Annotated in this window: 17 protein-coding genes; 11 read left to right on the top strand and 6 right to left on the bottom strand. The window is 65.4% G+C overall.

The genetic code is table 11. From position 1 onward, the window contains the following. Positions 1-12: 12 nt before the first annotated feature. The 9 genes from ACAM57_RS11410 (at position 13) to ACAM57_RS11450 (ending at position 12,128) form a co-directional block, all read left to right on the top strand. Positions 13-4,644 carry an RHS repeat-associated core domain-containing protein gene (locus tag ACAM57_RS11410; RefSeq protein WP_369661714.1) on the top strand — a complete coding sequence of 1,544 codons (4,632 nt, stop codon included), beginning with the start codon at positions 13-15 and terminating at the stop codon, positions 4,642-4,644. Further along, a complete protein-coding gene (locus tag ACAM57_RS11415) occupies positions 4,613-5,116 on the top strand; it encodes a hypothetical protein (protein ID WP_369661715.1) in 504 nt (167 codons plus the stop codon). The genes ACAM57_RS11410 and ACAM57_RS11415 overlap by 32 nt, the downstream gene beginning before the upstream one ends. Positions 5,117-5,322: 206 nt before the next feature. After that, positions 5,323-6,777 carry an RHS repeat-associated core domain-containing protein gene (locus ACAM57_RS11420; RefSeq protein WP_369662424.1) on the top strand — a complete coding sequence of 485 codons (1,455 nt, stop codon included), beginning with the start codon at positions 5,323-5,325 and terminating at the stop codon, positions 6,775-6,777. Continuing rightward, positions 6,778-7,092 carry a hypothetical protein gene (locus tag ACAM57_RS11425; protein WP_369661716.1) on the top strand — a complete coding sequence of 105 codons (315 nt, stop codon included), beginning with the start codon at positions 6,778-6,780 and terminating at the stop codon, positions 7,090-7,092. A gap of 172 nt (positions 7,093-7,264) precedes the next feature. Then, positions 7,265-7,627 carry a hypothetical protein gene (locus tag ACAM57_RS11430; RefSeq protein WP_369661717.1) on the top strand — a complete coding sequence of 121 codons (363 nt, stop codon included), beginning with the start codon at positions 7,265-7,267 and terminating at the stop codon, positions 7,625-7,627. A gap of 294 nt (positions 7,628-7,921) precedes the next feature. After that, positions 7,922-8,938, top strand: a complete 1,017-nt coding sequence (locus ACAM57_RS11435) for a sugar ABC transporter substrate-binding protein (protein ID WP_369661718.1) — start codon at positions 7,922-7,924, stop codon at positions 8,936-8,938. Positions 8,939-8,978: 40 nt separating this feature from the next. After that, positions 8,979-9,944 (top strand): ABC transporter permease, encoded by a 966-nt coding sequence (locus ACAM57_RS11440; protein ID WP_369661719.1) that lies wholly within the window; start codon positions 8,979-8,981, stop codon positions 9,942-9,944. 164 nt (positions 9,945-10,108) lie between these two features. Further along, on the top strand, positions 10,109-10,906 hold the full coding sequence (locus tag ACAM57_RS11445; protein ID WP_184636825.1) for an ATP-binding cassette domain-containing protein: 798 nt from the start codon (positions 10,109-10,111) through the stop codon (positions 10,904-10,906). Continuing rightward, a complete protein-coding gene (locus ACAM57_RS11450; protein WP_369661720.1) occupies positions 10,899-12,128 on the top strand; it encodes an ROK family protein in 1,230 nt (409 codons plus the stop codon). Before ACAM57_RS11445 ends, ACAM57_RS11450 begins: the two co-directional genes overlap by 8 nt. Here ACAM57_RS11450 and ACAM57_RS11455 read toward each other — a convergent pair. From ACAM57_RS11455 to ACAM57_RS11480, 6 genes are all read right to left on the bottom strand, one after another. After that, positions 12,125-12,523: a DUF6194 family protein gene (locus ACAM57_RS11455; RefSeq protein WP_369661721.1), complete on the bottom strand. Its 399-nt coding sequence runs from the start codon at positions 12,521-12,523 to the stop codon at positions 12,125-12,127. The genes ACAM57_RS11450 and ACAM57_RS11455 overlap by 4 nt on opposite strands. 22 nt (positions 12,524-12,545) lie before the next feature. Further along, a complete protein-coding gene (locus ACAM57_RS11460; protein ID WP_369661722.1) occupies positions 12,546-13,571 on the bottom strand; it encodes a tripartite tricarboxylate transporter substrate-binding protein in 1,026 nt (341 codons plus the stop codon). Between the two features lie 13 nt (positions 13,572-13,584). Beyond that, complete coding sequence (locus tag ACAM57_RS11465; protein WP_369662425.1) at positions 13,585-15,021, bottom strand: sensor histidine kinase; 1,437 nt, start codon at positions 15,019-15,021, stop codon at positions 13,585-13,587. Between the two features lie 6 nt (positions 15,022-15,027). Beyond that, entirely contained in the window at positions 15,028-15,693 is a 666-nt protein-coding gene (locus ACAM57_RS11470) for a response regulator (protein ID WP_126021863.1), read from the bottom strand. A gap of 25 nt (positions 15,694-15,718) precedes the next feature. Then, positions 15,719-16,729 carry a Bug family tripartite tricarboxylate transporter substrate binding protein gene (locus ACAM57_RS11475; protein ID WP_369661723.1) on the bottom strand — a complete coding sequence of 337 codons (1,011 nt, stop codon included), beginning with the start codon at positions 16,727-16,729 and terminating at the stop codon, positions 15,719-15,721. Positions 16,730-16,809: 80 nt separating this feature from the next. Further along, complete coding sequence (locus ACAM57_RS11480) at positions 16,810-17,604, bottom strand: IclR family transcriptional regulator C-terminal domain-containing protein (RefSeq protein WP_369661724.1); 795 nt, start codon at positions 17,602-17,604, stop codon at positions 16,810-16,812. A 199-nt stretch (positions 17,605-17,803) separates the two neighbouring features. Between ACAM57_RS11480 and ACAM57_RS11485 the strand changes: the two genes are divergently transcribed. Then, a complete protein-coding gene (locus ACAM57_RS11485; protein ID WP_369661725.1) occupies positions 17,804-18,727 on the top strand; it encodes a shikimate dehydrogenase in 924 nt (307 codons plus the stop codon). A gap of 28 nt (positions 18,728-18,755) precedes the next feature. Then, complete coding sequence (locus ACAM57_RS11490; RefSeq protein WP_369661726.1) at positions 18,756-19,589, top strand: shikimate dehydrogenase; 834 nt, start codon at positions 18,756-18,758, stop codon at positions 19,587-19,589. Positions 19,590-19,610 lie beyond the last annotated feature (21 nt).

Below are 19,610 nucleotides of genomic sequence, written 5' to 3' on the forward strand. Positions count from 1 at the left end.
GGGAAACAATAAATGGCAGGGACGGAAGAGAAGAAAGCGCCGACCGAGCGCGAGCCCCAGACGGCGGTGGCACCGCTGAACACGATCGTGAAGGAGGACGTCGCCGCTGCCAGCAAGGCGGTGGACGACTGGCTGCGCTCGTTCAGTGGCGGCTACGTGACGCTGGAGCGCCTGACGATGGTGCTGGGCAGCATCCCGATCGTCGGGAACATCATGGCGCTGGTGGATGTGTTCCTGGACATCATCAACATCGTCGAGAAGAAGGCCAAGGACGGGGTCGATGCGTTCCTGAACTGGGTGAGCCTGGGCATCAACCTGATCGGGCTGATCCCGGTACCGCCGAGCATGGCTGCGGCGCGCATGAGCCTGCGCCCGACGCTGCACCTGGTGAGGCAGCAACTGAAGACGGCGGCCTCTAACCTTGGGGAGGCGATCGTGACCACGCTGGTGGGGCACCTGAACGCCACCATCATGGGCGAGCTGGACACGTTCATCGACGGAGCCATCGCCAAGCTCGACGGCATCCTCAAGAGCTGCGCGGACCTCGCGGACAAGATCATCGACAACCTGGTGGACGTGATGCGTCGCGTGCTGGGTCAGAAGGACCTGTTCACGGTGGGCACGCCTGCGTCACCCGAAACCAAGGTGCACGACCCGAAGACGCAGAGCACGTGGAGCCGGATGTGGGGCGCTGCGGTGCGCTACTCGAAGCAGTCGGCGAACTACGTGGCGAAGGCGGCTGCGAGCCAACTGCCCGATGGCGTCGCCAGCCAGGTCAACAGCATGATCACGCAGATGCTGGACTTCAAGCAGCAGCTGCGCGGGCAGCTGTCGAGGCTGGCGGACAGGGAAGCGCAGGCCAGCATCATGTGGCTGCTGTACAAGCTGCGGGATGCGCTGCTGAAGAAGAAGGGCCAGCGTGCCGCGATCATCGCTCCGCAAACAGGAGCCAAGGCGGAAAAGGAAAATCCCGGAACGCAACTCGGCCACATCAACAAGCAAGCCGATGCACAAGGGACGGCGGGGTGCAAGAACTGCCCTGCGCCGGCGCGCAAAGGGGCTTCCATCAGCCTTGCCACGGGCAACGAGAGCTTCACCCACACCGACTTCGTTCTGGCAGCGCCGCTGCCGATCGAATGGGCGCGTACCTACGCCAGCGACCTCGACGCCTTCGACCGCGGCAGCCTGGGCGCTCGCTGGATCACCCCCTACAGCATGCGTGTGGACATCACCGCCCCCGCGCGAGGCGCCCGCCAGGGCCAGCCCAGCCTTGTGCACCACGCCGCCGACGGCCGCAGCCACGCCTATCCGGTGCTGGCCGTGGGCCAGAGCTATTTCGATGCGATCGAGGAAGTCCGCGTCTCTCGCCTGAGCGAGAGCCTGCTGGTGCTTGACTTCGGCAAGCTTCTGCCCGAAGGCGAGCAGAGCGAGTGGCGCGAGATCTACGAGTACGTCGACAGCAAACAACCCCATTTCCGGCTGGTCACGCAGCAGGCCAAGGACGGCATGGCCATCGGCCTGCGCTACGACCACGTGATCGCGGCAACGGGCGAGCGCGTACTCAGCGACGTCATCAGCAAGCACGGCGAAGCCGTCATGGCGCATGTGGGCACCAAGCCCGATGCGCAGACGGGGCTCATCCAGTCGCTGTGGGAGCTCAAGGATGGCCAGGTCGTGCGTCAGTTGGCCGCCTACACCCACGATGCAGAGCGCGACCTTGTCTCGGCCCAGGACGAAGACGGCGCCAGTTGGAGCTACACCTACAGCCACCATCTCGTGACCCGCTACACCGACCGCACCGGCCGGGGCATGAACCTCGAGTACGACGGCACGGGCCCCGACGCCAAGGCCGTGCGCGAGTGGTCCGACGACGGCAGCTTCGCGCTGAAGCTGGAGTGGGACCGCAACATCCGCCTGACCTACGTGACCGATGCGCTGGGTGGGGAGACCTGGCACTACTACGACATCCAGGGCTATACCTACCGCATCATCCATCCGGACGGTCTGCAGGAGTGGTTCTTCCGTGATGACGCGAAGAACATCACGCGCCACGTGCACACCGACGGCACGACGGACGACTACACCTACGACGCCGACGGCAACCTGCAGACGCACACCCGAGCCGACGGCAGCCGCGTGCACTACGAGTACGACAGCCTGCACCGGCTCACGGGCATCCGCGACGCGGAGGGTGGCGTGTGGAAGCGCGACTACGACGCGCAAGGCCATCTCACGGAAGAGATCGATCCGCTGGGGCACAAGACCGAGTACGCGTACGACAAGGCGGGCAGGCCCGTGCGCATCACCGATGCCAAGGGCGGCGTCAAGGCGCTCGTCTACTCGCCATCGGGCCAGTTGCTGAGCTACACCGACTGTTCCGCCAAGACCAGCCGCTGGGAATACGACGAGCGCGGCCGTCTGGTCAAGGCCACCGATGCCGCAGGCAACGCCACCAGCTATCGCTACGCAGCCGGCCAGCTGGAAGAGATCGAACAGCCCGACAGGACGAGCGAACACTTCGCGCACGACGCCGAAGGCCGCCTGCTTCTGCACACCGACGCACTGGGGCGCGCCACGCGCTACAGCTACACGCGCGCCGGCCTGATCTCCGGCCGCACCGATGCCGCTGGCCGCTCGCTCAGGTACCACTGGGACCTGCTGGGTCGCCTGACCGAACTGCACAACGAGAACGGCGGCCGGTACGACTTCCGCTACGACCCCGTAGGCCGACTGCTCGAAGAAACCGGCTTCGACCGCAAGGCCACGCAGTACGTCCACGAAGAGACCACGGGCGTGCTCGCCGAAGTGATCGAGGCGGGCCACCGCACCGAACTCGAATTCGATCCTCTCGGCCGCCTGAGCGAACGCCGCGCTGGCGGGCAGTCCGAACGCTTCGCCTACGACCGCAACGGCCGCCTGCTCGAGGCGACCAACAGCGATGCACGCCTGCAGTGGTTCTACGACCCGGCCGGCAACCTGACGCGCGAACATCACCACTACCTGAAGCGCAAGCGCACGGCGGTCTGGCAACACCGCTACGACGAACTCAGCCATCGCGTCGCCACCGTGCGGCCCGACGGGCACGTCACCCAATGGCTGACCTATGGCTCCGGCCATGTGCACGGCCTGATGATCGACGGTCAGGACATCCTGGGCTTCGAGCGGGACGACCTGCATCGCGAGGTTGCCCGCGAGCAGGGCAACGGCCTGAGCCAGCGGCAGAAGTACGACCCGGCGGGACGGTTGCTCGAGCAGCAGATATCGCGCACCAGGCCAGGTGCTGTCGAGGCAGTTGGCATCCAGCGCCGCTACAGCTACGACAAGGCTGGCCAATTGGTGGCCATCGGCGACAGCCGGCGTGGCAACCTGAACTACCGCTACGACCCCGTGGGCCGCCTGCTCGAAGCCAACAGCCGCCTCGGGCGCGAGACCTTCGCCTTCGACCCCGCAGGCAACATCGTCGACCCGCCCCCGGCCAACGATCCCCTGAGGCACCCGGCCGGCAAGCTGCTGGATAACCTGCTGAAGACCTACGCCGGCACCAGCTACCGCTACGACGAACGCGGCAACATGACCGAGCGCGTACGCAACGGCTGGCGCACCGTTTTCGCATGGGACGGCTTCAACCGCATGACCGCGGCGACCGACCACAGCGGCACCACCACCACCTTCAGTTATGACGCGCTGGGGCGGCGTCTATCCAAGAGTTCGGGCGACACCACGACTTTGTTCGGCTGGGACGGCGAAGTGCTCGCATTCGAGAGCACGCAGAGCAGCTCGGCGATCGAGGAGGGCGGCGAGCACGGCTGGAGCGTGCACTACATCCACGAGCCGAACTCGTTCGTGCCGCTGGTGCAGGTGCGCCGTGCGAGCGCGATGGCGCTGAGCGAGACGACGGATGCGAAGGCGCTGATGGAGGCCAACGGCGGCGTTTACGACATCGAGCAGGATCCGCTGTGGAACGGCGAGCAGAGGCAGGTGCCGCGGGCGTTTGACAGAAGGGAGATGGCGTTCTACCAGTGCGACCACCTGGGCACACCGCAGGAACTGACAGACCATGAGGGCAGCATTGCGTGGTCGGCGCAGTACAAGGCGTGGGGAGAGGCGCGGGAGGCGATCAGCGAGGCGGGAAGGAGGGCAGGGTTCAGAAATCCGATTCGGTTTCAGGGGCAGTATTGGGATGAAGAGACGGGGTTGCATTACAACCGGTATCGGTATTACGACCCGCAGGCTGGACGGTTTGTTTCAAGCGATCCAGTCGCCTTAGCGGGCGGGATGAACCTGCATGCTTACGCGCCAAACGCCATTGAATGGATCGACCCTTTAGGGTTGCAGCCTCGCGTACCTCCCTATTTTTCAACGCAGAAACAAGCCGGGCACGTAAAGGGTACGCCGCAATACGACAACCGAGTGAAGGCGGGAAAACCGACATCTTGTTTTTGTGACTGGAATGCTGCTATCAAATACACGGACGAGGCCTGGGCGAATGGCACGCAAGTGCCAGGCAGACCCGAGGTCAAGGACTACGAGTTCGGAACACCGATCGGCGAAGGACCAAGAGGAGGAACTCAGACCAAAGTAAGAGTTCATCAAGACTCAAAAGGGAAAATTCATGGACACCCTGCCGGCCCCGAAACCCCATAGAGGAAATATGGAAAAAAAATGGATCCAAATCTTGGAGAATAGATTTGGAAGTCTTGAGGCTCCCAATTATTCTTTTGTGCTGGACGAGATTGCGCAAAAAAGATACAAAAGGATTGTCGATGAAATTTGTAAAAAATGCACGGTGCAAGAAGATACTGATGAAAATTATGACATAAGTTTTGGCTATATTTTATCTTTTCCTTCTGGTGATAAATATCTTCTCAGGATTTCAATGGTTGGGCCTTTTGCCTTTTTGGTCCAATTGGGTATCGATGGCTCGGTGTCCAAGCCGATTTTGCGAGGTCTTACACATGATAAAATTGGGATTGAGATAATTGAATTGGTTGAGTCTCATGGTATTTTTCTGCTTGATGCTGAAATTTTGAATGCAGATTTTCCTCGATTAAGAAAATATAGAAAACCTCTTTATCAGTGGCTTTTTGTAGATGAAGGGCGCGCGCCTTGGAGTTGAATGTTTTTTATATTTCTGCGGACTATTTGGTAATCTAAAAAATAGCGCTGATGCTGAGATTTGATTGCAGTATCGTCTTGACGCGTCGTCTCTTTGAATGAAGTTAGGGGAGAAGCTTTTTACTTCAGCGAACCAGACGTCCCTGGGAATACGATCCTGCGGGGCGGCTGTTCGAACAGCACATCTCGCGCACTAGGCCAAACGCCATCGAATCGACCACAGGCATCCAGCGCCGCTATACCTACGACAAGGCTGGCCAGCTGGTGACCATCGGCGACAGCCGTCGAGGCAGCCTGAACTACCGCTACGACCCCGTGGGCCGCCTGCTCGAAGCCAACAGCCGCCTCGGGCGCGAGACCTTCGCCTTCGACCCCGCAGGCAACATCGTCGATTCGCCCTCGGCCAACGATCCCCTGAAGCATCCGGCCGGCAAGCTGCTGGACAACCTACTGAAGAACTACGCGGGCACCAGCTACCGCTACGACGAGCGCGGCAACATGACCGAGCGCGTACGCAACGGCTGGCGCACCGTCTTCGCATGGGACGGCTTCAACCGTATGACGGCGGCGACCGACCACAGCGGCATCACTGCCACCTTCAGTTATGACGCACTGGGGCGTCGTCTTTCCAAGAGTTCGGGCGACACCACGACGCTGTTCGGCTGGGACGGCGATGTGCTCGCATTCGAGAGCACGCAGAGCAGCTCAGCGATCGAGGAGGGCGGCGAGCACGGCTGGAGCGTGCACTACATCCACGAGCCGAACTCGTTCGTGCCGCTGGTGGAGGTGCGCCGTGCGAGCGCGATGGCGCTGAGCGAGACGACGGATGCGAAGGCGCTGATGGAGACCAACGGCGGCGTCTACGACATCGAACAGGATCTGCTGTGGAACGGCGAACAGAGGCAGGTGCCGCGGGCGTTTGACAGAAGGGAGATGGCGTTCTACCAGTGCGACCACCTGGGCACACCGCAGGAACTGACAGACCATGAGGGCAGCATTGCGTGGTCGGCGCAGTACAAGGCGTGGGGAGAGGCGCGGGAGGCGATCAGCGAAGCGGGGAGAAGGGCGGGGTTCAGGAATCCGATTCGGTTTCAGGGGCAGTATTGGGATGAAGAGACGGGGCTGCACTACAACAGGTATCGATACTACGACCCACTGGTAGGGCGATTCGTCTCGAGGGATCCAATTCGAATCCTCGGTGGTGAAAACTTCTACGAGTACGCGCCAAGTCCTACTTACTGGATCGACCCCTTTGGATTAGCGCGAAAAGGAGGGCAACGGACTAATGGCGGGAGCACTCCGCCGAACAAACCCGAGCAGGCGAAAGCGGCGCAAACACAGGAAAACGCGCATTGCCCGCTGATGACGCGAGTGCGGCATTACACGAATCGAAAAGGGTCAACCGGAATCCAGGCCAGCGGCAAAGTTATTGCCAGTGACAACAATCGCGTCTATGTTGAGCCTGCTAGCGGAAAACCACTAAGTCAACGCGATGCCGAAGATAAATATCAGATCGGACAAGGTCGCGGGCGGGACTATGTTGAATTTGACGTGCCGCTGTCAAGACTTGAATGGGTGGAGAATCCTAGGTATCACAGGCAGGAGCTGACGATTAAAGGTGGTGTTCCAGCATGCAATCTAAAAGTCTTTAGGAGATCTTAAATGATGGAAAAAAATAAAGAATTGCGAATTGATGGGGGGGATTTATTAAGCGTCCTTCGAGAGATCGAGTACATGCTAATTTCCCTGCATAAGATTGGCTCATATTACGCGCCGGATCTTCCTGATAAGAAGTCAGAATACAACGCGGAAACAACCAAATTCATTGACGACGGAGAAGTGACGAGTCGGCTCGCCAGAGTTCGATCTACCTTGTCCAGGGTTTTAGATGAAACTCGAGGCGAAGATGACCTGACAGATATTGAGCGAGCTTTGGAAGGTCTGCAGTTTTGGAGACCAGGAAATAACAGTGAGTGAACAGTACTGAATAGCGGTGCCAGGTTGCTGAACGGTGCGCCGAGATTTTTTGTGCGCTGGCTTCTGATCACTTCGAGCTATTGTTGAAGTTGAATTCTAATGAAATGAATTGACGCTTCGGTGGCGATGCTGGCAGTGAGGTTGTAGCTTGATAGTTTTTCATTTTGGGCCGTTGAGCAAGGACGAATTAACGATTGATTTCGATGAAGAGGGTGCTGGTTTTCTTCTCTCGAAAATCTCTGCATTGATAGATGGAATAAAGAGTGTCGAGCATGTCGGTTCTCTTCATTTGTTTCGAAATGATCTGGAGGAAGCGATAATTGAATTGAGACTTGGCGTGCTCGATCGTCTCGAAATGAAGAAAAATTCGTTGTTCTTGGAGATAAGCTTGGATGCTTTGGGGTATGCGCTCCATCAGTTGACTGAGTTCCTGGAAAGGGGCTACTTCTTTCCTTCCGAATTCTGGAGTTTTTCGAGAGAAGGCCGAAAATACGATACGCAGGTTTTCTTCGGAAAGCTCTCCTCGCGGGAGTGACTCCTTCGCCTCCGGCTTGAGAGGGCAACCCGAACGCTACGTGGATCTACCCTTCAGCATTGCGCGCACGACAGACGTCCCCCAAGCAAAACCCCCCATTGATTGTTCGCCGCCATAGCCACAGGCTTCGGCGCCTCTACATCTGCTGTGTTCGGGTTTCCGATAACTAAATCACCTTGATTTAGTCCCTCCGCTGCCCGATAGTCCCCTTGCGCCCGGACGCCCGCTTCCCCTCACGCGATCCGGATCCAAAACCGCAGGCGCAAACCAACCGCCCGCCCAAGGAGACAACCCATGCACACCAGCCCCCGCTCCATCCTCGCCCTGGCAGCACTCTCCCTCGCCGCAGCCTCCGCGTCGACCGCCGCCTTCGCCGCCGACCAGCCCGTCATCGGCCTCGTCACCAAGACCGAGACCAACCCCTTCTTCGTGAAGATGAAGGAAGGCGCCCAGGAAGAGGCCAAGAAGCAGGGCGCCAAGCTGCTCTCCGGCGCAGGCAAGGCCGACGGCGACAACGCCGGGCAGATCACCGCCATGGAGAACATGATCGCGGCCGGCGCCAAGACCATCCTCATCACGCCGAGCGATGCCAAGGCCATCGTTCCCGCAATCAAGAAGGCGCGCGACAAAGGCGTGATGGTGATCGCGCTCGACAGCCCGGCCGATCCGCCGGATGCGACCGACGCGCTCTTCGCGACCAACAACTACACCGCCGGCGTGCTGATCGGCGAATACGCCAAGGCCGCGATGGCGGGCAAGCCGGCGAAGATCGTCGCGCTCGACCTGCTGCCGGGCCACCCCGTGGGCGCGCAGCGCCACAACGGCTTCATGAAGGGCTTCGGCCTGCAGGCCAACGACGCGAAGTCGAATGAGCTGTCTAAGGCGCCCGAGATCGTCTGCATGGCCGACAGCTACGGCGACCAGGCCAAGGCGCAGACGGTGATGGAGAACTGCCTGCAGAAGGCGCCCGAAGTGAACCTGGTCTACACCATCAACGAGCCCGCCGCCGCCGGTGCGTACAACGCACTCAAGCGCGCCGGCAAGGAGAAGGGCGTGATGATCGTGTCGGTCGACGGCGGCTGCCAGGGCATCAAGGACACGGCCGCCGGCATCATCGCCGCGACCTCGCAGCAGTACCCGCTGAAGATGGCCGCCATGGGCGTTGCCGCGGGCGTCGAGTACGCCAAGACGGGCAAGAAGGCTTCGGGCTACGTCGACACTGGCGTGACGCTGATCGCTGGCAAGAGCGTGGCGGGCGTCGACAGCAAGGACACCAAGACCGGTGCCGAGCTGTGCTGGGGCAAGAAGTAAGCAGCCGAGCTGACGACGAATTCCAGGGAGGCATATCTCGATGGCGAAATCCGCATCAGCCACGCACCACATCCCGTGGGGCGCCCTGGGGCCGTGGCTGGCCCTGCTCGGCGCATGCATCTTCTTCGCGACCCAGTCCGACCGCTTTCTCACGGGCGGCAATCTCTCGCTGATCCTGCAGCAGGTGATGGTGGTCGGCGTGATCGCCATCGGCCAGACGCTGGTGATCCTCACGGCGGGCATCGACCTGTCGTGCGGCATGGTGATGGCGCTGGGCGGCATCATCATGAGCAAGTTCGCCACCGAGCTCGGCCTGCCGGCGCCGGTGGCCATTCTCTGCGGCATCGGGGTGACGACGCTGTTCGGCCTGCTCAACGGCCTGCTGGTCACGCGCATCAAGCTGCCGCCCTTCATCGTGACGCTGGGCACGCTGAACATCGCCTTCGCGATCACGCAGCTGTACTCGTCGTCGCAGACCATCACCGACCTGCCCGGCGGGCTCACGGGCCTGGGCACCACCTTCACCATTGGCGGCGCCGAGGTGGCCTGGGGTTCGGTGCTGATGGTGGTGCTCTATTTCCTCGCGTGGTTCGTGCTGCGCGAGACGGCGGCGGGGCGCCACGTCTACGCCGTGGGCAACAACGCCGAGGCCACGCGCCTCGTGGGCATCCCTACCCAGCGCGTGCTGCTGGGCGTGTACGTGATGGCGGGCGTGCTCTACGGCATCGCCTCGCTGCTGTCGGTGGCGCGCACCGGCGTGGGCGACCCGAACGCGGGCCAGACCGAGAACCTCGACGCCATCACGGCCGTGGTGCTCGGCGGCACCAGCCTCTTCGGCGGCCGCGGCATCGTGCTGGGTTCGCTGATCGGCGTGCTGATCGTGGGCGTGTTCCGCAACGGGCTCACGCTGATGGGGGTGTCGTCGATCTACCAGGTGCTGGTGACCGGCATCCTGGTGATCCTCGCCGTCGCGGCCGACCAACTCTCGCGCAGGGGGGCTCGCTAGCATGAAGCTCACCCCCAGTCTTCGCGCACTTCGTGTCGCTTCGCCAACCCCCTTCCAGGGGGCAACACCTTCGGCCGGGCAAAGCCCGTTCCGTGGTGTTCCCCGACGGGTCCGCGCCGGTCGCGTCGGCCGCGGCTCGTGTGCCAGCGTGGTGGAGAACTGAAATGAACACGGCTACAAACCGCAAGATCGTGATGCAGGCCAAGGGCCTGGTGAAGCGCTACGGCCAGGTCACGGCGCTGGCCGGTGTCGACTTTGAGCTGCGCGAAGGAGAGATCCTCGCGGTGATCGGCGACAACGGCGCGGGCAAGTCATCGCTCATCAAGGCGCTGTCGGGCGCGATCGTGCCCGACGAGGGGCAGATCCTGCTCGACGGCAAGCCGGTGAACTTCCGCAATCCGCTGGAGGCGCGGCGCGCGGGCATCGAGACGGTCTACCAGGACCTGGCCGTGGCGCCCGCCATGACCATCTACGAGAACCTGTTCCTCGGCCGCGAGCTGCGCCGCCCCGGCTTCATGGGCAACGTGCTGCGCATGCTCGACAAGAAGAAGATGCTGCAGGAAAGCACCGCGCGCATGGCCGACCTGAAGGTCGGCATCCAGTCGATGACGCAGGCGGTCGAGACGCTCTCCGGCGGCCAGCGGCAGTGCGTGGCCGTGGCGCGCAGCGCGGCCTTCGCGCGGCACGTGGTCATCATGGACGAGCCCACCGCCGCGCTCGGCGTGAAGGAGGGCAACATGGTGCTGGAGCTGATCCGCCGCGTGCGCGACCGCGGCCTGCCCGTGGTGCTCATCAGCCACAACATGCCGCACGTGTTCGAGGTGGCCGACCGCATCCACGTGGCCCGCCTGGGCCGCCGCGCGGCCGTGCTCGATCCGAAGAAGATCAGCATGAGCGACACGGTCGCGGTGATGACCGGCGCGATGACGGCCGACCAGCTGCCCGCGGAGGCGCATGCCTGATGCGCACGCACCCGCTGCTGCGCGCACGCCCGACCTGCTGCGGCCCCGCGGCTCCAACCAGGTCGGCATGCGCCAGTTCAACGAGCGCACGGTGCTGCAGGCGCTGCGCGTTCACGGCAGCCTGCCCAAGGCCGACCTGGCTCGGCTGACCGGGCTGAGCGCGCAGACCATCGGGCTCATCACCGCGCGGCTGGAGGAAGACGGGCTCATCGTCAAGCAAAGCCGCGTGCGCGGACGCATCGGCCAGCCCTCGGTGCCGCTGGCGCTCAACCCCGACGGCGCCTTCGCCATCGGCATCAAGGTCGGCCGGCGCGGTGCCGAGTGGCTGCTGATCGACTTCGCCGCGCAGGTGCGCGAGCGCCACGCCATCGGCTACGACTTTCCCGATGCCGACGCGCTGCTGCCCGCCATCGCGCAGCACATCCACCGCCTGCGCGACGGCCTGGGCCCGCTGGCCGTGCGCAACGTGGGCGTGGGGCTGGCCGCGCCGTTTCTGCTCGGCGGCTGGCACCGCACGCTGGGGCTGTCGAAGGCGCAGTCCGACCTGTGGAACCAGATGGACCTGGCCGCCGAGGTGCGTTCGCGCATCGACCTGCCGGTGAGCTTCGCGCGCGACACCGTGGCCGCCTGCGTGGCCGAACTGGTGGGCGGGCGGGGGCACGACCTGAAGAGCTTTCTCTACATCTTCGTCGACACCTTCGTGGGCGGCGGGCTGGTCATCAACTCGCACCTGCACACCGGCGCGCATGGCAATGCGGGCGCGCTGGCATCGCTGCCGATGCAGCCGCCGGGCACCCGCGGCGCGCTGCCGCCGCAACTGGTCGCGCAGGCGTCGCTGTGGGAGCTCGAGCAGCGCCTGTCGGCCGAAGGCCTCGATCCCATGGCCGCCTACGACGACCGCGCGCTGCAGCCGCCTTTCGCACAGACCACGACGGCCTGGCTGGCCAGCGCATCGCAGGCGCTGGCGCATGCCATCGTGTGCGGCACCGCCATGCTCGACCTGTCCGACGTGGTGGTGGACGGCTCCATGTCACGCCCGCTGCTTCAGGCGCTGCTCGACCAGACCCGCGACGCGCTCGACCACTGCAACTGGGAAGGCCTCTGGCAGCCGCAGCTGCACGGCGGCAAGGCCGGTGCGCAGGCCTGCGCGCTCGGCGGCGCGATGCTGCCGCTGCACGCGAACTTCGCGCCGGACCACGACGTGTTCCTGAAGGCGGCCTAGCCCGTACGGCGTGATCGTGCGAGGCTCAGTGCCTCGGCGATCAGCGGCTTGACCGTCTCGAAGGTCTTCGCGCTCGGGTTGATCACGCTGACCCAGTACATCTTCGCGTACAGCGGATGCGGCATCAGCGTGTCGAGCGCGCTGTAGTCGGGCGAGGCCGGCTGCTCGCCGAAGAGCGCGCGGAACGTTTCCTTGCCCACGCCGAGGTTCAGCCGGAACACGCCGGCGCGGTCCAGCTTCGATGCGTTGTCGAACTCGTTGTCCTTCGTCACGATGGTCGCGAAAGGGAACTTGTCGTCGCCGTCGTGGAAGAAGAAGGTGTTGTCGTCGGCGATCTGGAAATGGCCGCCGGCCAGCATGTCGATGATGTGTTGGGTGATCGCGTCTTCGGTCATGGGCGCGATCTTGCCCGCATTCTCATCGGGAAGTCGGCCAGCGCCGCAGCCCCAGTTCGTCCGCCAGCTGCCGGTAGGCCTTGATCTGCGCCTGCACATAGTCGTCGAGCGCGGAGCCGGTGAGGGCGAAAGGGTAGAGCCCGTGCTGTTCGCGCAGCGATGCATAGCCGGGCGCAGCGCTCGCCTCGCGGAACGCGTTGGTCCAGGCGCGCACGGCGGCATCGGGCACGTCCGCGCTCAGGTAGAGGCCGCGCACCGTGGGCCAGACCAGGTCCACGCCTTGCTCGCGCGCGGTCGGCACGCCGGTGAGGGCGCCGCCCAGCCGGTTCTCCGACAGCACCGCGAGCAGCCGCACGGCCGCTCCGCCCGCGATGGCCTGGAGCGCCTCGGCCGCGTCGCCCGGAAACGCGTCCACATGCCGCCCCTGCAATGCGCTCAGTGCGTCGCCGCCGCCCTCGAAGGAGACGAAGCGCATCGCCTTGTGGTCTCGCCCCGCTGCGCGCACCAGCAGCGCGGCCTTCACCCAGTCCTGGCTGCCTACCGTGCCGCCCGCGCCGAAGGCGATGCGCGACGGGTCCTGCCGCAGTGCGGCGACAAGGTCCTGCAGGCGCCTGAGAGGCGAATCGCGGTGAACGGCGATCACGCCGTAGTCGGTGCCCAGCGTGGCGATCCAGCGCACGGCCGAGGGCGAATGCGGTCCGAAGCGGCCTTGCGCGAGGTTGAGCAGCGAGCCGCTGGAGAACGCCACCAGCGTGCCCGGCCCGCCGAGCTTGCCGGTGGCGATGCGGTCGAAGGCCACGGCGCCGATGCCGCCCGGCAGGTAGCGCTGCGCGAGCGGCGGGCGCGCGGGGCGCACGGCCTGCAGCGCGTCGCGCGCCAGTGCGCAGGTCAGCGCGAAGCCGCCGCCCGCCTTGGCGGGGATCACGCAGTCGGCCGCTTCTTCGGAAGGATCGCCCGCGGCCATCGCGCGCATGCCGAATGGCGGCGCGAGCAGCGCACACAGCGCGCGCAATGCATGGCGTCGGTTGGAGGTAGCGGAGGAAGGCATGGCGGCGGGCCCGTCAGTCGGAGGCCGGGGCCGATGAAGCGCGCGGCCACCAGATGATCGCATGCAGCCCCGGGCCGGTTTCGCGTGCCTCGAGCCGCAGTTCGCCCCGGTGCCGCTGCGCAATGGAGCGCGCGATGGCCAGCCCGAGCCCGAAGCCGCCCTTGCCGGCGCGTGCGCCACGCCGGAAGCGCTGGCCCAGCGCGGCGCGTTCCTCCTCGTCGATGCCCGGGCCGTTGTCTTCCACGTTGAGGCTCCAGCCCGCGGCGTCGCCGGCAGCAAAAAGCGTGATCGTGCCTTCGGCTGGCGTGTAGGCGATGGCGTTGCTCACCAGGTTGCCCAGTGCCTCGCGCATCAGCCCGCGATCGGCCACGGCGGGGAATTCGGGCGCGGGTGAATGGACGCCCAGGTCGATGCCCAGATCTATGCGTTTTGCGCGCGCCAGCGGCAGCAGGTCGACGGCCACTTCGCGCAGCAGCCCCGCCAGATCGAATTCGGCGGGCTCCACCGACACCGTGTCGCTGCGGCCCAGCGCCAGCAGCTGCTGCGCGCTGCGCGTGGCGCGGCCGATCTCGGTGCCGAGCGCATCGAGCGCCACCTGCACCTGCGCCGGGTCTTCCTCGCGCCGCGCGTAGTCGGCCTGCATCTGCAGCGTGGTCAGGTGCGTGCGCAGCTGGTGCGAGGCGTCGTCGAGGAACTGGCGCTGCTGCGAAACCAGCTCCTGCGTGCGCGACATCTGCTGGTTGACGGCAGCCACCAGCGGCCGTACCTCGGCGGGCAGGTCGGTCTCGGCAATGCGCGTGAGGTCATCGCTCGTGCGCGCGCCCACCTCGCGCGCCAGCCGCGAGAGCGGGCGCAGCGCCGCCGCGAGCGCGATGGCGGTGCCGCACAGCAGCATCGCCAGCACCAGCCCGTCGCGCAGCGCCGCGCTGCGCACGAAGCGCGCGCTGAATTCCTGGCGCGAGCGCGTGCTCTCGCCGACCTGGATCAGCACGCTGCGCCCGGTGCTGCCGGCCGGCGCACGGTCGAGGTCGCGGCGGTAGGCCGCGAGCCGCACGGCCTCGCCGAAATAGGTGGCGTCGTAGAAGGCCGGCACGCCCATCTTCAGCTCGGCGGGCGGGGCGGGCAGGTCGGCGCTGCCCAGTTCGACCAGCCCGTCGGAGGTCGAGACGCGGAAGAACACCTGTCCGCTCGCCGTGAGCTCGAAGAACTCGAACATCGTGTAAGGCAGCTCGACGGAGAGCCCGCCCGACGCGGTCGAGATGTTGGCGTCGATGGACTTGAGCGCGCCCAGCAGCGAGCGGTCGTAGGCGGCGTTGGCGGCGGCCAGCGCGTCGTGCCGCGTCATCCACAGCTCCAGCGCGGTCACCACGAGCAGGGCCGGAAAGAGCAGCAGCGCGAGCCGCTGCCAGAGGCTCGCGCGCCGCAGGCGATTTGCCAGGCCGGACACCACGCTCACTCAGTCTGCTTCGAGTACATAGCCAAGCCCACGCAGTGTGACGATGCGCACGCCGCTGCCGTCCAGCCGCTTGCGCAGCCGGTAGACAAAGACCTCCACCGCCTCGGGGTGCACTTCCTCGTCGTCGGAGAACACTCGCTCCAGGATCTGCTGCTTCGACAGCGGCTCGCCGCTGCGCTGAACCAGCACCCGCAGCACCGCCAGTTCGCGCGGCGAGAGCGCCAGCGCCTCGCCGTTGAGCGTGAAGTGCCGCCGCGCGCCGTCGTACACCAGCGGACCGCAGGCCTGGCGCGGATGCTCCACGCCGCGCGCGCGGCGCACCAGCGCATGCAGCCGCGCCTCGAGCTCGGCCAGCGCAAAGGGCTTGGCGAGGAAGTCGTCGGCGCCCGCGTTGAGCGAGGCCACCCGCTCGTTCACCGAATCGCGCGCCGTGAGGATCAGCGCCGGCAGCCGCTGGTCGCGCTCGCGCAGCCGCTGCAGCACCGTGTGCCCGTCCAGCCCTGGCAGGCCCAGGTCGAGCACCAGCGCGTCATGGTCGCGCTGCTGCAGCGCCCGGTCGGCCAGGCGCCCGTCGTCCACCCATTCGACCTGGATGCCCGCGTGCTCCAGCGCCTTGCACAGCCAGGTGCCCAGGGTGTGTTCGTCTTCGGCCAGGAGAATGCGCATGGCCCGATGCTAGAGCCGACGGGGCTCAATCCGGCTTGATGTTTGCCCTTGCGATGACCTTCTGCCAACGGGTTTGTTCAGAGGCGATGAACTGCGCGAACTGCTCCGGCGTGCCGCCGATGGCCTCGGCCGCGTCGTTGGTCAGCCGCTGCATCGAGTCGGGCGACTTCACCGCCTTCATCGTCTCGGCCGAAAGCTTGGCGAGCTGCGCCGGCGTGATGCTGGCCGGCGCGAGCATGCCGTACCACTGCGTCATCTCGAAGCCGGGGAAGCCCTGTTCGGCCACGGTCGGCACGTCGGGCAGCTGCGGCAGGCGCTTGGCCGAGCCGGTCGCGATGCAGCGCACCTTGCCCGCCTTGATGAACTGCAGCACCGCCGCCGCGCCGATCGCCGAGGCGTCGAGCCGGCCCGACAGCAGGTCGGTCACCATCGGGCCGGTGCCGCGGTAGGGCACGTGCAGCATGAACACGTCGGCCGTCATCTTCAGGTACTCGAAGGCCAGGTGGCCGGCGCTGCCGTTGCCAGCCGAGCCGTAGCTGAGCTTGCCCGGCTTCGACTTGGCGTAGGCGATGAACTCCTTGAGGTTCTTCGCCGGCACGTCGGGATGCACCACGTAGAGGCTGGGCACCTTGGCCAGCAGGCTCACGGGCTTGAAGTCCTTGTTCGCGTCGTAGGGCAGCTTGGCGAAGATGTACGGGTTGACCGCCAGCGTGCCGATGTGGCCCAGGATGATCGTGTGCTGGTCGGTGGCGCGCGCCACCTCGCCCATCGCGATGTTGCCGGCAGCGCCCGGCTTGTTGTCGACGAACACGCTCTGGCCGATGGTGCGCGAGAGCTCCGCGGCGGTCGAGCGCGCGACGATCTCCGAGCTGCCGCCCGGCGCGAAGGGCACGACGAAGCGGATCGACTTGCTGGGCCACGCGTCTTCGGCGAAGGCCATCGAGGGCAGCAGGCCGCCGAGGGCTGCCGCGCCGCCGGCCTGGAGCAGGCCGCGGCGGCTCAGGCGGATGTCATGGGGGAAGAGGGGTGCGGACATGGTGCTTGTGTCTCCAGCGCTTTTTGGATTGAAAGCGCGCATCGTGCCCGGGGGATGCTGTCGGAATGCTGTCAGTCGGGTCAGATCAGGTTCCGCATCGCCTGCGCCGTCTCCCGAAGCACCGGCAGCACCCGCGCCACCGCATCCTCCGAACTCTCGTGCCCCATCGGCATCGTGATGTTCAGCGCTCCCACCAGCGTGCCGTGCCGGTCGCGCAGCGGCACGGCGATGCCGCGCGAGTTCAGGTCGAGCTGCTGTTCGGACAGCGCCCAGCCCTGGGCGCGGATGCGCGCAAGTTCGAGCTTCATGCGCTCCATGCTCGCGATGGTGTGCGAGGTGAAGACGGTGAGCTTGCGGGTGGCGAGCCACTCGTCGAGCTCGGCGTCGCTGCGCAGGGCCAGCATCAGCATGCCGGAGGCGGTGACCTGCGCCGGCACGCGCGCGCCGAGCACGTAGCCGGTGCTCATGCTGCGGTTGGGGCCGTTGCGGGCGATGTAGACCACCTCGTCGCCGTCCATCACGCTGAGGTAGGCGATCTCGTTGGTGCCGGCGGCCACACGCTGCAGGAAGGGCTGCACCACGCGCGGCAGGCGGGCCGACTCCAGGTACGACTGGCCCAGGCGCAGCACGCGCGGCGTGAGCCAGAACAGCTTGCCGTCGCTGGCGACGTAGCCCATGTGCTGCAGGGTCAGCAGGTAGCGCCGCGCGGCGGTGCGGGTCATGTTCGTGCGCTGGCCGGCCTGGCTGGCGGTGAGGCGCGGGTTGGCGTCGTCGAAGGCCTCGATGATGCTCACGCCGCGCTCCAGGCCGGCGATCCAGTCGCGCTTGTCCAGGCCGGGAGGCGGTGCCGGGTCGTGATTGCTGTCCTTGCTCATGGGCGGAAGTGTGATCTGTGCGGAAGGGTTCGAGTTTGCAATTGGTGCAGGTGAAAACCCTCGAAGTGATCGATCATTGAATTTAAAAGATCGATAGTCGCACGTTTTGATGCCCCAAAGGCTGCAGGGGTTGCCTGGAGGGACTATAAAGCTCGCCATCCGCCCTCCAAAAGAGCGATTGACGAACGGAAGCACGCACATGAGCCATTCCATCAGCGGCAGCACCCAGGCCTACCTGATCCCCGGTGACCCGGTTCGCAACGTGCGGCTGCCGCGCATGTTCAATGCGGCCTTCGAGCGCTACGGCATCGACGCGGTGCTGCTGCCCATGCAGGTGCCGGTTCGCGACTTCGCGGTGTTCTTCAAATCGGCCTTTCTCGCGCGCAACGTGCGCGGCATGGTGATCGCGCCGCCCCACAAGCCGCTGGTGGTCGACCTGCTCGAAGGCTGCGGCCTCTTCGGCCGCGTGGCGGGCTCGGTCAACGTGGTGCGACGCACCGAGGGCGACCAGCTCGAGGGCGATCTCTTCGACGGCGAGGGCCTGATAGGCGCGCTCGACCACTACAACATTCCCTTCCGCGGCAAGCGGGTGCTGATTTTGGGCGCGGGCGTGAGCGCCGCGGCCATCGGCGTGGCGCTGGCCGAGGGCGGCACGGTCAACGGCGCGGCGCACATCGCCATGTACGACAAGGCAGCCGGCAAGGCGGCCGGCGTGGCGGCCAAGCTCGACGCCTTCTTCGACGCGAACGTGGTCGCCGCCGACAGCAACGCACCCGAGGGCTTCGACCTCGTCATCAACGCCACGCAGTTGGGGCTGAGCGACGACGACGCGGCGCCGGTCGATGTGGCGCGCATGGAGAGCCACGCCGCGCTCTTCGACATCCTGCTGCGCAACCAGCCCACGCCGCTGGTGCGCGCGGCCCGGGCGCGCGGGCTCAATGCGCAGGCCGGCTTCGAGATGCTGATCCAGCAGATGCCGCACTACTTCCGCTACTTCGGCCACCTGGACGCGGCGGAGGCGATGACGGCCGACGCCGACTTCCTGCGCGAAATCATCTATCCGCCGGCGATGCACGCCGAAATTGCGCAGCCGCTGCGCTACCACTCATCCAGCGTGGCCTGAGCCCCGCTTCCACACCCGACCCACAGACATGATTTCCGGCAAATCCACCCTCATCGCCCACATCGGCTTTCCCACGGAGGCCTTCAAGGCCCCGATGATCTACAACCCCTGGTTCGACAAGCACGGCATCGACGCCGTGGTCGTTCCCATGGGCGTGAAGCCTGAGGACTACGCGGCGTCGCTGCCGCAGATCTTCAAGTTCAGCAACATCCGCGGCGCGCTGGTGACCATGCCGCACAAGGTGACGACGATGTCGCTGGTCGACGAGGTGACGCCCACCGCGCGCGTGGCCGGCGCGTGCAACGCCATCCTCAAGCGCCCCGACGGCACGCTGCTGGGCGACCAGTTCGACGGCGCCGGCTTCGTGCGCGGCGTGGAGCGCAAGGGGCGGCTCTTCAAGGGCACGCGGGTGCTGGTGTCGGGCGCGGGCGGCGTGGGCTCGGCCATCGCGGCGTCGATCGCCGCCGCGGGCGCCGCCGAGCTGATGCTGTTCGACATGAGTGAAGCCTCGGCCAACGCGTTGGCCGCCCGGCTGCGCGAGCACTATCCGCAGATGAAGGTGGCCACCGGCTCGAAGGACCCGGCCGGCTACGACGTGGTGGTCAACGCCACGCCGCTAGGCATGAAGGAGGGCGATCCGCTGCCCTTCGATGTCGACCGCATCGACCCTTCGACCTTCGTCGGCGAGGTGGTCATGAAGACCGAATACACGCCGCTGCTGCAGGCCGCCAAGGCCAAGGGCTGCCAGGTGCAGGTGGGCACCGACATGCTGTTCGAGATGATTCCGGCGTACCTGGAATTCTTCGGCTTCGGCACCGCCTCGCCCGAGGAGCTGCGCGCCGTGGCGCAACTGAAATACTGAAAAAGAAAGGAAGGCTCGTCC

The sequence above is a fragment of the Variovorax sp. V15 genome, assembly GCF_041154425.1.
Classification (GTDB): domain Bacteria; phylum Pseudomonadota; class Gammaproteobacteria; order Burkholderiales; family Burkholderiaceae_C; genus Variovorax; species Variovorax guangxiensis.